At 40.2% G+C, this 15,490-nt stretch carries 12 protein-coding genes; 4 read left to right on the top strand and 8 right to left on the bottom strand.

Going from position 1 to position 15,490, the window contains the following annotated elements; all coding sequences use genetic code 11:
- Positions 1 to 371: 371 nt before the first annotated feature.
- The 3 genes from GDZ68_RS04575 to GDZ68_RS04565 form a co-directional block, all read right to left on the bottom strand.
- Positions 372 to 1,586: an S-layer homology domain-containing protein gene (locus tag GDZ68_RS04575; RefSeq protein WP_153721086.1), complete on the bottom strand. Its 1,215-nt coding sequence runs from the start codon at positions 1,584 to 1,586 to the stop codon at positions 372 to 374.
- Positions 1,587 to 1,826: 240 nt separating this feature from the next.
- Complete coding sequence (locus GDZ68_RS04570; protein WP_153721085.1) at positions 1,827 to 3,932, bottom strand: transglycosylase domain-containing protein; 2,106 nt, start codon at positions 3,930 to 3,932, stop codon at positions 1,827 to 1,829.
- Between the two features lie 272 nt (positions 3,933 to 4,204).
- Entirely contained in the window at positions 4,205 to 4,609 is a 405-nt protein-coding gene (locus GDZ68_RS04565; RefSeq protein WP_153721084.1) for a universal stress protein, read from the bottom strand.
- A 303-nt stretch (positions 4,610 to 4,912) separates the two neighbouring features.
- Here GDZ68_RS04565 and GDZ68_RS04560 point away from each other — a divergent pair, with 303 nt between their 5' ends.
- On the top strand, positions 4,913 to 5,587 hold the full coding sequence (locus tag GDZ68_RS04560; protein ID WP_194841057.1) for a MerR family transcriptional regulator: 675 nt from the start codon (positions 4,913 to 4,915) through the stop codon (positions 5,585 to 5,587).
- The gene (locus tag GDZ68_RS04555; RefSeq protein ID WP_153721082.1) at positions 5,562 to 6,020 is read left to right on the top strand and encodes a toxin-antitoxin system TumE family protein; all 459 of its coding nucleotides are present in this window, start codon (positions 5,562 to 5,564) and stop codon (positions 6,018 to 6,020) included. Before GDZ68_RS04560 ends, GDZ68_RS04555 begins: the two co-directional genes overlap by 26 nt.
- A gap of 417 nt (positions 6,021 to 6,437) precedes the next feature.
- Here GDZ68_RS04555 and GDZ68_RS04550 read toward each other — a convergent pair whose 3' ends face one another.
- From GDZ68_RS04550 to GDZ68_RS04540, 3 genes are all read right to left on the bottom strand, one after another.
- Positions 6,438 to 7,958 (bottom strand): S-layer homology domain-containing protein, encoded by a 1,521-nt coding sequence (locus tag GDZ68_RS04550; protein ID WP_153721081.1) that lies wholly within the window; start codon positions 7,956 to 7,958, stop codon positions 6,438 to 6,440.
- 138 nt (positions 7,959 to 8,096) lie between these two features.
- Positions 8,097 to 8,534: a hypothetical protein gene (locus GDZ68_RS04545; protein ID WP_153721080.1), complete on the bottom strand. Its 438-nt coding sequence runs from the start codon at positions 8,532 to 8,534 to the stop codon at positions 8,097 to 8,099.
- 99 nt (positions 8,535 to 8,633) lie between these two features.
- The gene (locus GDZ68_RS04540) at positions 8,634 to 10,142 is read right to left on the bottom strand and encodes an S-layer homology domain-containing protein (protein ID WP_153721079.1); all 1,509 of its coding nucleotides are present in this window, start codon (positions 10,140 to 10,142) and stop codon (positions 8,634 to 8,636) included.
- Between the two features lie 204 nt (positions 10,143 to 10,346).
- Here GDZ68_RS04540 and GDZ68_RS04535 point away from each other — a divergent pair, with 204 nt between their 5' ends.
- Both GDZ68_RS04535 and GDZ68_RS04530 read left to right on the top strand, forming a co-directional pair.
- On the top strand, positions 10,347 to 10,718 hold the full coding sequence (locus GDZ68_RS04535) for a type II toxin-antitoxin system RelE/ParE family toxin (protein ID WP_153721078.1): 372 nt from the start codon (positions 10,347 to 10,349) through the stop codon (positions 10,716 to 10,718).
- Positions 10,719 to 10,879: 161 nt separating this feature from the next.
- A complete protein-coding gene (locus GDZ68_RS04530; protein ID WP_153721077.1) occupies positions 10,880 to 11,170 on the top strand; it encodes a helix-turn-helix domain-containing protein in 291 nt (96 codons plus the stop codon).
- Positions 11,171 to 11,442: 272 nt separating this feature from the next.
- Here the strand turns inward: GDZ68_RS04530 and GDZ68_RS04525 are convergent, their stop codons facing one another.
- Both GDZ68_RS04525 and GDZ68_RS04520 read right to left on the bottom strand, forming a co-directional pair.
- On the bottom strand, positions 11,443 to 13,362 hold the full coding sequence (locus tag GDZ68_RS04525) for a UvrD-helicase domain-containing protein (RefSeq protein WP_153721076.1): 1,920 nt from the start codon (positions 13,360 to 13,362) through the stop codon (positions 11,443 to 11,445).
- Positions 13,338 to 15,266: an AAA family ATPase gene (locus GDZ68_RS04520; protein ID WP_194841056.1), complete on the bottom strand. Its 1,929-nt coding sequence runs from the start codon at positions 15,264 to 15,266 to the stop codon at positions 13,338 to 13,340. The genes GDZ68_RS04525 and GDZ68_RS04520 overlap by 25 nt, the downstream gene beginning before the upstream one ends.
- Between the last annotated feature and the right edge of the window lie 224 nt (positions 15,267 to 15,490).

Below are 15,490 nucleotides of genomic sequence, written 5' to 3'. Positions count from 1 at the left end.
ATGTCTCTCCTAATCATCTATCTTCTTTGATTTCATAATAACTGTGTCAACCTTCATAACGCAACCATGCCAAAGAGTTAAATTAATTCTTTGGTGCCTGTGTGCGAAACAAACATGAAAGTTTACTTATTCACGATTGTTCGAATAGTCATGAATGTTTAAACAAATGCAATTGTTTCCTGCACAGGCACTACTCACTAAAGTTCTCGAAACTCATGAATCAAACAATACTGAGCAAGATCAAAAGAACAATCAATGCCTCCATGAAAAATACCTGCAGCAAACTTTCACTCAAGTTTGCTGCAGGTATTTTAAATTGCTTTTTCAGTTTCTACTCTCAATATTTTAGATAACCCATTCAAGAATCAAGTTTAGTTGACGTCTGGCAGCTTCGACGTCTCTACTTCATAATATAACATATGTGCAGCTGGAACTTTCACTTCCACCGCGTAGCGCGCTTCTTTTCCATCAGTAAAGCTTACTGTCGCGATGAAGCTGCCCGGCTTGTTGACACGAATGAACACGTCCGGCGAATCGGCATACTCTTCAAACGGCATGTTGCCCGATAGAACTTCCCCGTCAGACCGCACGAAACGAATATTTTCAACCTCTTCATCCGCCACCAGCTTCAGCCGCGCCCGCGTCTTCAAAATATCACTCGCGTATTGCAGATCCACCTTCAATTTGCCGTCGACCTTCTTCACATCCACATAGAATTTATGATAGTAGCGTTTGATATTTTGACTTTCCATACCATAATTACCACCCAGCTGCAACGTTCCTCTTCCTTCTTTCAACGGCGTCACTTGTACGCGATCGCCGGTATATCCTGAAGGCGTCTGTCTGCCTTTAATGATGGCTGCGTGATACACCTCCGAGTTGACCGCAAATTCATCCGTGTCCTCATCGGTCATGATTTCCGAGAAACGCAGCATCGGACCCCATGTCTTCAATGAATACGTCTCGGGATGGATCCGCTCCGTTAGTTGCATCAACTTCGCCGCTTGTCCTCTCGTCACCAATTCATTAATGCCAAATCTGTCGGACGTCACGCCTGTCGTAATGCCGAGTTTGTGAAGAATCAGGACATTCGCGCCATGCGACGTGTTGGGCTTGACGTCATGGAATGGATTTTCTTTCGCGTTAAACGCATAGCGCGGCAAATCGAACGCTTTGACGAGAATGGAAGCCAATTGTCCGCGTTTGACGGGATCATTCGGTCCGAAACTTCCGTCTTCATAGCCCCCGATCACTTCCAGTTCCGCCAGCTTAGCAATGGCATTATGATAGCCATTCGCTTTCGAGACATCCTTGAATCCAGGCTCCTTCACCATGTTATCCGGATTCAGCCCCATCAACTTCGCAATAATCGCCGCTGTCTGACCGCGCGTGATTGGATTGCCAGGCTTGAACATGCCGTCCGCATACCCTGCAATAATATGTCGTTCAGCCAATTCATTGACCGCCTCCGCAAAGTGCTTTGTATCGGGAACATCCGTGAACTTCTGATTGCTTGCGGCCATACTCGATAATGGCAGGCTGAGGGCAAGAGCCACCGTGCCAAATGTTATCCAAATCTTTTTCATCGTGTTCTTTCCCTTCTATTATGTAATCAAAGATCGACGTATAGACGGGGAAAGGCGTAAAAAGTTTCATCATATCCAAAATAAATTTGCAGATAAATGCTGGTCAAGGCATCCTGATTGGACATTCTTTGGTGCCTGTGTGCGAAACAAACATGAAAGTTCACTTATTCACGATTGTTTGAATAGTCATGAATGTTCAAACAAACGAAATTGTTTTCTGCAGGTACCACTTTCTATTCTCTAGTTCCCCACAAATTCTTTCCACTTCTGTTTCCAGTTTTCTACTTCATGCTTGATCTCTTTCTTCCACTTTTCTTTTTTCTCTCTCTTTTTCCGTTCCTTCTCTTCTTTTTTTTGCTGTTTTCTTTTCTCTTTTTCTTTTTTATGCTCTTTTTCACTTAACTTTTCCTTCTGTTTTTCCAGCTCTTTTATATCTTTCTCGATCAACGGCAGATCAAATTTCTTTGTCGGCAATTCACTCATCGATTTTGAAACGACTTGTGCAAAAATAGGCGGTGCTGTGAAACTGCTGGTCGATGTTAAATAATGGCCGGCATCGGTTTGATTATACCCGAGCCATACCGCCCCGACGATGTCTGGTGTATAGCCGACGAACCAATGATCCTTAGAGCCATCCACTCCTGTGAAGGGCAGTTGCGTGGTACCTGTTTTTCCGGCCACTTCCATACCTGAAATCTGTGCTTTCTTCGCCGTACCTTCTTCTACAGCCCCCTGCAGCATATAGGTCACTTGCTGGGCCACTTCCGCACTGGTCGCCTCTGCAGACTGTTCCCGCCACTTTCCGAAGACTTTGCCTTCTGAATCTTTTATTTCCACGATCGCATGTGCTTCCGCCATCACGCCATTATTCGCGAACGCCGAAAAAGCCTGGGCCATCCGCAAAGGCGAGGTACCTTTGTTCAGCCCTCCTAAGGCTAAGCCAAGCGTATGATCGTTTTTCTCCAATGGAATGCCGAATCGTTCAACCGCACGCACCCCGTTTTTTATTCCGATCTGATCCAGGAGCCAGACGGGAGGGACATTATATGAGTGCGCAAGTGCATCGTACATGGTCACTTCCCCTCTATTTTTCTGATCGAAATTTTTCGGAGAATAGCCGTCAATGTTTATAGGTTCGTCGAGAAGCAAATCCGACATATGATACCCTTTCTCGAGCGCCGGAGTGTAGACAGCCAGCGGTTTCAATGTCGAACCGGGTTGCCGGACGAGGTCAGTCGCATTATTGAAGCGTCCATGCGTATACTCTCCTCTTCCGCCGACCAATGCCAGAATCCCGCCTGTTTTCGGATGCAGGAACACGGAACCGCTTTGGATGAGCTGATCAGGTGTGCTCTCCGGAAAATTCCCGTTATCCGCATACACCTCTTCGAGCGCGTCCTGCACCACCGAATTAATTGCTGTCGTAATGTGCAATCCGCCGGACATCACTTCATTTCTCGTCAAATGGTACGTGTCGACTGCCTCGTCAATTACCCGGTCAATATAATACGGATATTTCCCTTTATACTTCGGTACCGTCGAATCAGCAAGCACGATCTTTTGGCCGACTGCATCATCGTACTCTTCCTGCGTAATATACTGTTCGCGCAGCATCAATGACAAAACAAGATTGCGCCGATTCAATGACTTCTCCATGTTTTTTGTAGGGGATAAATGCGTAGGTGCTTTAATGACGCCCGCTAATGTCGCAGATTCACTTAACGTCAACTTGCTGACGTCCTTGCCAAAATAAGTCTGCGCTGCACGCTGAACGCCCCATGCCCCGTCACCGAAATAAATCTGGTTGAGGTAGCGTTCCATAATCTCCTCTTTCGAATACTCCCGCTCAATCTTCTTAGCCAGGATCAATTCTTTGAATTTGCGGGAGTACGTACGGTCTTCCGTTAAAAACACATTTTTCGCAAGCTGCTGCGTAATCGTACTGCCCCCTGCCACAATCTTCCCCTTGAACGCATTCTCTATTAAAGCGCGTCCCATCCGTAAATAATTCACGCCATGATGTTTGTAAAAGCGCTGGTCTTCTACGGAGACAACTGCATCAATCAACGTTTGGGGAATCTGGTCGATCGACACACTTTCAATATTCGAATTGGAAATCTTACTGATGATTTCTCCGTCCGGAGCGTAAATAAATGTCGAGCGCGGTGCGGGTTCTTCGAGTTTGCTGACATCGCTGAATGTGATGAAGATATTCAGTACGAGCAATCCGCTAAGAACCGCCAGCAGTATGCCGATGAATATTAAACGGGTAATCTTTTTCATCAGGCTGCCTTTCTGTTTTGGAGATTTTTTATGTTGTTGTTCTTTATATTCGGATCTTTTCATATAGAGTTCACCTGTTTTTTGTTGTGGAGTTTTTGGATGAGTATAGCACAGTATTGACGATGAGGGTGTTTGAAGGTTGCGTGGTTCATATATGCGCAAAAAAACTAATCAAAGTCGTGCCTGTGTGAAAAACAAACGTGAAAGTTTACTTATTCATGATTATTGAAACTTTCTTGAATGTTTAAACAAACACGATTGTTTCGTGCACAGGCACCTGCGGCTTTCCTGTTGTATAAATGAAAAATCCCCCGCTGTATGCGGAGGACTTGTGCTTATTTAATAACTGTCACCGGACATTTTGCTTCCTTAATCACTTTATGGCTGACGCTTCCGAGCATCATTTCCTGTACAGCATTCAGTCCACGGCTTCCAATGATCAAGTGATCAAGCAGAGTTGAATCCGCGAACTGCACAATTTTCTGCGCCGGATCCCCTTCAAAAATGACAAGTTCCGTGTTGGAATGCGCCTGCCGGGCCAACTCCATCGCCGGCTGGGTCACGCGCTGTCTGATCGTTTCCGTATCTTCCTTGCTCATACGCTCATCATTCGCTGTGTTAAAATCCACCACATAGATCATTTTCAGTTCAGACTCCCTATACAGCCCAGCTGTCTTTAATGCATGCTCCACTGCCCGCAGCGCATTTTGTGATCCATCGATTGCTACACCAATCTTCATTAGTTATCCTCCTCACATCGCTCTTTCTATTAGTATGGACAGAATCGAAGAGATTTGCAATGGTGCGGTATTATCACTCCCTAAAACTATTTGACTCCCGTCTGTACATATTTCTAGTTTGCAGCGTCAAAAAAGGTACTTGTGCAAAAACTATCATGAATGTTTAACCATTCACGTTTGTTTCTCATATAAGTACCCTTTTCAGGTATAAAAAATATTCAATTGAGTACAATGATTAACATGAACTTCAATTTCAGTTACTTGCAGTTTAGTTTTAGTTCGTTTATGCTAGGAGGTAAAGAGGTGATGATCATGTTGACAACATTCGAAAAAAAGGAATTTGTTAAAAGAACACCTGAATTAACACGACGTATTTTTGAAAATGAAGATGATAGTTTATTATTCTTCAAAGTATTAGTCAATTACTTAGAAAAAACTAACATAAACAACCTTCAATTAAGTAAGTTGGATGAGTCAATCCTAGGCAGGCCCGAAGAAATGAAAAAGTATCTTTTGGAAACATTAGAAATTATGGCGGAAATCGCAGCCGAAGACACAAATTTTGCCACCGTTTATACTACCGGGCAAATTGCAAAGTATTTTGGAGTATCGATCACCACTATCAATAATTGGATTAAAGAAGGACGATTCGTGGGCGTTGAAAGAACTGAGAAAAACTCGCAAGCACGAATCAGTGCAAAAACTTTGTGGAAATCTAGAACAGGTAAAATGTATACTGTCGGTAATATCGTAAAAGAATGGGAAGAAGAACAAGAAGAAAATCTAAATGATTCAGATGAACTTTTATTCCTAGTTGAACAGATAACACTTTACGAAAGAAAGTACGGGGGGAATTTCGAGAGTACATTGGATTCTATGGATGACTTATCATCCCAAGAACAAACTGATGCTGCTGCTTGGTTATATTTCATTAGAAAGTTTGATGAGTTAAATGTCAACAGGAATTCCAAAGACTAACTATAATTTGCTTGAAAAGGAATTTGATGAAATCACGGAAATCAGAGACGGCGCTAATGGGCTACCCTCGAAACCGGGTGCTGTTCGGAAAACTATTGTATTTTCTGATTTAACAAAAATTTCTTGTCAAGAGATAATAAAAGATGGATTTATTGAGTACTACCACTATGATTTCTATTCCTCTACTGGTTCAATTATTGTAAAATTTCACTCTGAACCACATGAAGAAAGTAAAGAACATCAAACAAGTACCGAACCTTTCCACTTACACGTCAAAAGGGATGACCAAGACCAAAAAGCATCCATCAGGTTACCCAATGGTAGAATTAGAGAACTGTGGACTATAATAGAAACCATTTTAATAAGTAAGCATTTGAAATTCGCTCACGTAACCTCCCCTACTGTTCAATCAGAAGGAAGAAAAGAGCGATAAAAAGGAAGATAAACCTTCGTAATGAGAGGTACCTTAACTACGCCCGTCTGATTTCTTAAGTCACTGCAGCATACCAGTAGTGGATCATGACTTTGTTTGCATAGCGGACAAGCGCATTTGTGCATGATTTCAGGTACCATGTCCCGATGTATAATTCTGCATTGTTCTTGAGTTGTATGAGGGTCTAGTACCGTGAAATAAAGATAAGATCATTTCGATCAAACAACAAATTAAAGACTCAATAGGTAAAAGTGGCGGAGATATGGTAATGGTCACTTTATACCTGCATGACTAGCTTACTATGTAATAAAAGTACCTGTGCGCGAAACAAACATGATTGTTTAAACATTCACGTTTGTTTCTTACACTTGTACCTTCACTTAAGATCAATAATATCCATTGCACCGATCGCGCCCGTTACATATCGGGATTTATGTCAAAAATAGAGCGTACAGATACATTCACTATGCCATGCATTTCTTTTACCTGGATCGTTCTCCCTCTATCTATGCCTGACACGGCGTCACCCGGCTCGCCAAGCATCCAGTAGACGCCATTTTCAAATTCCATATCGATTGTGCCTGCGCTTTTCGCTGTAATATGGAATATGCCCGTTCCCGGCTCCCGCTCTACCGTTGCTATCGCTTCGGCGTTTTCAGTGAGTATCGTGTGTTTCCCTATATTATTTGCGGCTTTTTTGTCATAGGTATAATATCCATCGTACGACGCAGCTACATCATACGTAAGCGAAGGCTGTTCTTGCAACACCTCCGTGTCATAATAAAATGACCCATCTTCCGGTACTTTTGCTTCGATTGCGAATCGCACATCTTTTCCATTCGCAAAACGCACAGTCGCAATGTAGTCACCCGGCTTGTCGATCACAATATACTTGCGGGCAGGGTATTGGTACGTTCCGAATGTCGCATCATCGGACACCAATGCACCGTCCACTGTATAAATGCTGACACTAGTAATCTTTTCTGCTGCAGGCATGTCGAAGATCGCTGCAGTCGGCAAATAATCATTCGTTTTCTCAATCGTCAGCCGCAATTCTCCATTCACTCTTTCCACTTGCACGTAATACTTTTTAATTTCTTGCTGCGAGCCTTTCCATCCGTGTAAAGCGAGAGTGCCCTTTCCTTCTTTCAGTGGAATCAATTGAACCCGCCCGTCTGTTGATGGGTCTTTTCCATACGTGTAGATTGCTTGAAACAACTCATTTTTATTATCAAGATCTTGATAGATTCCACCCGATTCCGAATGAACACTTATCCTATCAAACCCTAGTTCATCCGCCCGCACCGTAACCATCGCCGGCTTCGATTTCTCGGTTTTCGTCAATAATACAGCTGCTTGGCTGCGCGTAATCTGCGCATTGATGCTGAATCTGTCAGGAGACGTACCTGAAGTAATTCCAAGGCGGTACAGGATGAGCACGTTCGTACCATGTGATTGATATTCCACGACATCCTTGAACGGATTTTTTGTATCGTAGAAATTATATCGCGGCAAATCGAATGCTTTTACGATGATCGAAGCAAACTGCCCCCGTTTCACCGGATCATTCGGACCATAACGGCCGTCTTGATAGCCACCGATCACATTCGCTTCAGCCAGCGCTGCAATCGCCGGGTAATGGCCATTTTTCGTTGAGACATCTGTAAACCCGGGATTTTTGACGTTCGTCGTATCCAATTTTAGCATCTTCGCAATAATGGAAGCGGCCTGCCCTCTCGTAATCGGATTCCCCGGCTTGAACGTACCATCCGGATAACCGCCAATAACATCGCGTGCCGCCAAGTCGTTCACCGCCTTCGCGTATGGCTGCTTCGGCGAGACATCCGTGAACGGCTGACTGCTTGCCGCTCCCGCCGATAAAGGCAGACCACAAGCCAACACGATTGCACTCAGTAACGCCATCATCATCTTTTTCATTTCATATCTTCCCTTCCTGTCTATGTAACACCGTACAGACGCAGGAATCCGGAAAAAGTTTCAAAGATTTTTCGGAAGGTACCAGGTCCTCACACAACTCTAGTTCAATTCAGAGTTGTTTCTGATTTGTTTCGAGAACTAGTACTTACTTTTAGATGCAACAAACCGTCTCACTAACCAAGCGACGACTATACTGAATACCAAATGACTGGCTGTCCAATAAAACCAGGCCATGCCGTCATCTGCAGCAGGCGGCTTTTCCGTTAATAATGTTAAAAAATATAACACGCCGCTGCCTGCTGTATAAACAATAATGTACGGCCAAATGAACGACTGCCAGCCAATAAAGGATAATATATAATAAAGGCCAACCACACTGGCAATGCAAAACATAAAGTGAAAGGAAATACCAAACCAGGCACTTTCACTGAAGACATATATCAAAGGAAAATAATCCACATTATAAAGTAAGATGTATGCTTCATTTCCGGTTAACCAATAGACAACTTGCAGCAGAACTGCTAAAATAAGCCCGCTTATTATTCCGATGCCGATTAACCGCGCAAATTTATTCATTGCATACACCTCCTTAGTGTGTGGACTTATCGCGATCGCAAACAGCTGAGTACTCATCCTTTTCCCTTCCCTGTACGCCTGTCAAACCCCTTTCCTTTATTAAGCATCAAACTCATACACTTGCGAAGCAGAAATAGTAATCAGGCCGTTCAGCTCCCGAACCGTTATTTCCATTCCGGTGATCATGCCCGATACTCCGTCCCCGATTTCGCCGCGGAAGGAGACAGGACGTTCAAATTTCACTTCGATTGTACCGGGTTTTTTGGCTGTGACATGAAAAACGTTCGTTCCGGGATCTCTAGTAATATCCGCAATGTCTTCTGCATTTTTCGTAAAGACTGTATGCTCTCCGATTTGTCGTGCTGCTTTTTTGTTATAGTAGCCATTCTGTTTGAACAGATCTTCTGTGTCGAATGTGTAAGACGGCCGCTCTCTCAGCACATCCATGTCATAATGAAAATACGCATGCTCCGGCTCTTTCGCATGGATCGCATAGTGGAGTTCTTCTCCGCCCGCCAATCGGGCAACGGCATAATAGCTGCCAGGCTGTCGGATCGTGATACAAGTCTTTTGATCCTCTTTGCATGTATGGAGGGCCGCTGCTTCATCATCCAGCAAGGTGCCATTTATTGAATAAAGACTGACGTTCTTGATTTTCTCACCTTTAGACAATTCCAGCGGCGCCTCTGTCGGCAAATAATCATCCGTTTCCTCCATCGACAGTTTCAGCCCGTCACCTGTCTTTTTGACATGCACATAATATTTCCGGTAAATATCCTCATCTTCATTCACCGGCGAGTCCCCGTTATATCCGCTGACATTCAGTGTTGCAGTTCCTTCTTGCAGTGCAATAAGTTGCAGTCTGGGCGGTCCGTACACTGTGTCGCGGGCGACAATCGGCTCATACACGTCCTGATCCTCTTCCCATATCACTGAATAAATACCGTCCATCCCAAGCTCTTCCGCTGTGAATGAAACCATCGCAGGTTTTTTCTCCTCTGCCGCCTTCATCATCTTCGCTGCCTGCCCTCTCGTCACGGGTTCATTCACACCAAAACGGCCGGGCGCAATGCCGCCCGCTATCCCATACTGGTGCAGTATTAAAATGCTGGCACTGTGCGACTGGTTGCCCGCGATATCTGTAAACGGATTTTTCATTCCGTAGAAATCATAGCGCGGCAAATCGAATGCTTTCACAAGAATAGAAGCAAGCTGTCCACGCTTCACCGGATCATTCGGTCCAAACCGGCCATCTTCATAGCCGCCAATGACATTTGCCTGCGCCAGCGCAGCAATTGCCTGATAAGAACCATTTGTTTTCGCAACATCCTTGAACTGCGGATCTTTCACGTTGGAAGTGTCCATGCCTGTCAGTTTCACAATCATGGCAGCAGCCTGTCCGCGTGTCACCGGATTGCCGGGCTTAAAAGTTCCATCCGGATAGCCGCCAATGACATGCCGTTCCGCCAGTTCATTCACCGCCAGCGCAAAATGCATACCCGCCGGCACATCAGAAAACACTTCTTCCCCAGCGGTGGCACAGCCCGCAACCAGCAAACTGCATGCCATTACCAATGCGCCAAATGCCGTTATAATTTTCTTTTTCAAATTTTCCAGCCTCCCAACATTGCTCTGTATGTCAATTCAGCGTACAGACGGGGTAGTCGGGAGAAAGTTTCAAGTTTCTTTTGAACTCAATTTTTAGATGCCTTGTCTTAATACAACTAACTAAACTACTTAGTTTGATAATTAATTACGTTTATGTTATTTTTAGTACATAAGTGTTATAAATTTTGTTCGGGAGGACATAATATGAATTATGAGGTCATCTTTTACGAAGATAGCCGTGGTCGTTCTCCTGTAAGAGACTTATTGGATCAGTTGCAAAATGAGTCTGCCCGCAATAAACCAGCAAAGCAACTCCTTTCCAAAATTTTTCTTTATATTGAAGTCCTTGAAGGTACAGGCAGCAGATCTGGTTTACCCTTCACAAAATTTATAGGCAATGGCATTTGGGAATTAAGGCCAGACAACTATCGGATATTTTTCTTTCATTGGGAAGGCAATCAAATTGTGTTATTACATCCTTTTAGAAAAAGCACAAAGAAAACTCCTAAACGTGAAATCCAAAGAGCTGAAAGAGAAATGCTCGACTGGATTGAAAATTCCCATGGCCGATCTTGAGAACGAAAAACCATGGTATGAGGCGGAAGGGCATGCCCTCCCTCATTCACAGACCTCTCCTCACATATTTACTATATAAAATTACAGCACCATGCAACCATATTGAGATTAGCAATAATATAAAATATGGTTCAAATTAAGATGGAAGGAGGAAATTCTCGATGAAATGGGCTGACTATAAAAAGCAAATAACAGCTTTAACACCAAGAGAAATGAGTGAGATTGAGATTGTCGCCCAACTTATTTCCCGAAGAATCCAGCTTGGTCTCACACAACAGGAAGTAGCTGATCGAGCTGGATTAAAACAAGCAGCTATCGCCAGACTGGAGAAAGAACACGCTATTCCACGTCTGGACACTTTAGAGAAAGTGGCTGCTGCGCTTGGCCTTAGAATTGCATTGATTGAGGATAGTCTTTATGAAACGGAATCCAGTAGTGTGGGAAATAGTTAAATGAGATTCCTTGTAAATCTCAACCTATCAAATAAACGCCAACTCCGATTAAAAGAGTTGACGTTTTTTATTTTCTTCTTAACCAAATTTCGTTGCCTGTGTGTAAACCCAGGTACCCGGCCCCTAAGCAATTCTGAATTGTTCCTGAGTTGTGTGGGGACCTGGTAACATACCTTATCATTTCTCACTTAATCTATTTCATATAATAGTTACCTTATCTCGTGAAGTAGCAACACAATTGGGCAAGAAAATGTGTAAAAATCTAAGTCCATTCATGTTTCAATGTTTTCATATTCAAATCCAATGGTTATCATTTTTTCAATTAACTTTTCAGACGCCTTTTCCTTATCTAAAATTACAATTAACTGCTTCTTTGCCCTTGATAAGCAAACATAAAACAGTTTATACGTAGTAGTTATATTTTCTATTTTACTAATTATTCTTCGTCCCACATTTGTTTTTAAATACCAACTGTTATTTTCTTTTTCAAGAAATTCTTCTACATTTTCTTGTAACAAATAATGTAAAATCGGTAAATTAGAATGTGTTTGTTTTAACTTTTGCACTAGATCGATAATTTCTTTATTATCGTTAAACCATTGTGCATTTAAAGTCTTATTCGAGCACCGATTCTCAATTTCTAAGATCTGCTGATTTATTTTACAATCCTGTATAGCTACATAACAACTTTCTAGAATTTCTAAATTAGTGTTATACTTTGTCCAAATGTTTAGAAAGTCATACATATAGACTCCATTTGATTTACTATCCTTTAAATAAACTACTACTTTTTCATGGCTTTCACCTTTAACACCATGCTGGGTTGAATATTTACTCCCAATTGTTCTTGGAGTGCTATATTCAGATAGTTGTAATTTTAAGAATTTTTCATATCTGTCTTCTTCAAACAGTGAATCTATTTCTTTATCCCACAACCCCAATTTCTTGACTCCACCAAAAAACTCTCCAATTGTAAGATTGTTTTGTAATTTTATAATCCCTTCAACCTTTTGGGTTATCAGTTTTTTAACACTATGAGCTGTATATTCTAATTCACTTTTAACTCCATTTAAAACTGTGGGATAGTCCTTTTTTTCATAAGCTTCCGTTATCGAATATATTAGATTTAATAACTGAAATAGAGGATCAACTGATTCTTTAAAGTTAATTACATCTGTCATTTTTATGTTTTTACTATTATTATTCCTATACTCTTTAAAATCTTTTAATATGTTATATATGCTTTCTGCATCAGAGCAAGCTTCCTTATTAGTCGGTACCAATATTAAAGAATCATTTAGTAATTTAATCTTTTTTGGTTCATCTGTTACATAAAACTTAGGTCTAATATTTAACTTACCAATATTTGATTCTTGTATAATTTCAGTATTATTATATACAACATTTAAAATATCTACGATTTCTTGGGATGATCTGTAGTTCGTAAGCATTGTTTTATCTACTTTAAATTCATCCAGCAATTCTATAATATTCAAATGATTTGATTTGTATATATTTTGCATTTGGTCACCTATCAATTTCAAGCTTGTATCGGTAGCTTTTACAGCTTTATGAAATAAAGAAATTATATCAGAATGCGTGTCTTGATATTCATCTATAATAATTTCTTCATACATCGCCCGTAATCTAAATGATAACTTTTCTATTTTGCTTATACATATCTGTGCAAACGTTAGTAAATCATCATGCGATAACTCTCCTAATACGCAACTACTCCATTTTCTCTCATTATATTTAAGACCCTTAGTACTTAGTATAACCCTTAAATTCTCAGAACATAGAGGGCCGTACTCTTCTTCTAACATTGCATATTTCTCATATAAAAACGGCTTTTCAACTCCCGCCTCCTCGGAGTATGTATTATATTTTAACAACTCCTCCTCAATTTCTTTTGACTTATATTCCATATAAAGATCAATGACTCGCGGTTCTATAAAGTGGTTAATAAAAAACTTGGATATAAATGAGTGAATTGTCGAAATATGAATCAACTCATGAGATACTCTTGATTGCAATTCTTCAGCTGCTCTTTTGGTGTAAGTAATACATAGAACTTTCTTGTTGAATTCATGGTTAGCAATTTTATTTTTTAGATAAATTTCTATACTTGTTGTTTTACCACTTCCAGCTGGCGCTTGTATAATGATTAAATTTTCTGTTGTTGAATCCATTCTAGCCCCTCCTCAATATAGATTGGAAGCGCTCGCTCGTGTAATCCAGCAGCAATGACGGAGTACATAAAGTCTACTTTTTTATTCTCGCTACTTTTTACAATATCTCTAGATGTGAAACAGTTTCCTTCTCGCGGAACTGTAAAATTTAATCCACTAAGGTTTCTAATTTTTTTCCAATCTTCTTTTAAATGGCGATCAAACACATTAAATCCTAATCTATTAAACATTGCCTCTTCTAGTGTTCTAGCAAGACCATCCTCTAAACCTTGTGTTACTATTTTAATTGTGCTATCCATACTTTTTATTTCTATAAAAATTTGTTCAACATTTTTTGTTTCCAAAAATTCCTTAAAAGCTGCATTAGTCGATTCACTTTCAAGAACTTCCTTTTTAGACTTACATTCTAACCCATAATCTATGTCCGTAATAATCAATGTAGGGATTTTGAGAGTGGTTAATATATTTTTATATTTATGGGCATACGCCCCACCGACTTGGATATAAGCTATGTAAGATTGCCTTAATTTCCTGAATTTCTCATTTGTTTTGATTATATACTCTAGGTACATTCTCTCGGTATCTCCCTCATAAAGGATCGCTTTATCAGCAAATACTAAATCAGATATATTGATTTTATATAAAAAGTTTTCCATATCCACGATCTCATTTAGCTCATGTGCTGACGTTTTATAGTGTTTATTCTTGAATACAATAACGTCCTTTAATCTTGTGACTTGCACTATTTCACGTGAATGAGAAGTTACTAATAACTGTATTCCTTTATTTTCAACGGTCTCAATCTTTTCATATAAATATTCCATGAAAACACGCTGCATTTGAGGATGTAAATGTGCTTCTGGTTCTTCAATTATCATTAAGTGGACTTTATTTTCCAATGAATTTTTCTGTTTGATTTTCTCTATAAATGTTTCTATGACTAAGTGCATTTTCACTAAATTACTATATCCGAGCCCTTGAGAAAATTCATCTAGGTCATGATCTTTAGGTCCTTTGAACAGTACTTTCAATCCGCCATTCAACAGATCTTCAATATTTTTAGACTCTAGTTTTATGCTAGTAAATAATTCCAAGGGATTTTCTCCCGTTGTCTCTCGAACCTTTTTTAAAAAAGCCTGTAAGTTTTCAATTGATTTTTCTCTGATTGTAGCATTGATGTCGGTACCATCAATCGCATCCTTAGTTACGGTTGCTATCTCTTTATATGTTTCGTCCCATTCTTTTGTTTCTTTAAGATATCCTATGGTATGTGTTGCAATGGATTCCCGTCCTTTTTTCTCTTGATCTAGAATTTCTTTATTTGCGGAAATCACTTCTATGTTAAACAGCTTCGAAAAGTCTTTCAAGCTAATTTCTTTACGATTTAAGAATTGGAAGTCTGTGTAATAGCAGTGCCATTCATTATGTGCAAACACATTATCAAAAGAAAAAACTTCATTTTTCCATTGTTCAACATTTTCAAGAATTATTCTTTTAGGAATTATACATTGTAATAAAAAGTATATGCTATTCCTTCCTGGTTCTAAATCCATTAGGTACCCAGCTATTTCACTGATATTCTCATATTCCTCATATTCAATTTCAAATTTAACTTGTATCGAAAATTTGTCCGTGAAAATTTGATACTTTTTTTCCCACTCATCCGAATTAATATCTTCATTCACTAAAGATTTTAATTCCTCTTCAAACTGAGGTCTTTTTAAAATGGAATACTCCATTGGCTTCAGTTTTCGACTACCAACGATTTCTTGAATCAATCTAATTATAGATGTTTTTCCACTATTATTTTCCCCAGCAACTACTTTCGCTCTATCTTTCTTAAAGTTTAAATTTATTTCTTCGAGTTGCTTATAGTTTTGTATTTGTAAATTTTTAATATACAAAGTGCCACCCCATCTGCTTAATAGAATATATTAGATTTCTTATAACATTTCTAGAATCCTATAAATGAACGTATTAGGAATTACATTGGCTAGTTACTAAAGCTTAAAATCAGGAGCATATATGTCATTTGGATATAGAATCCTATTTAATACATTTATTAGAAGTAATAGGTATTCTTTAATCTGAACGCGGAAGTTTATAAAGTCCTTGATACCTCTATCAT

This window comes from Sporosarcina cascadiensis, assembly GCF_009650995.1.
GTDB classification, from domain to species: Bacteria; Bacillota; Bacilli; order Bacillales_A; family Planococcaceae; genus Sporosarcina; species Sporosarcina cascadiensis.
The sequence above is the reverse complement of the archived record's forward strand: the minus strand, read 5'-3'. Positions and strand labels throughout refer to the sequence as shown.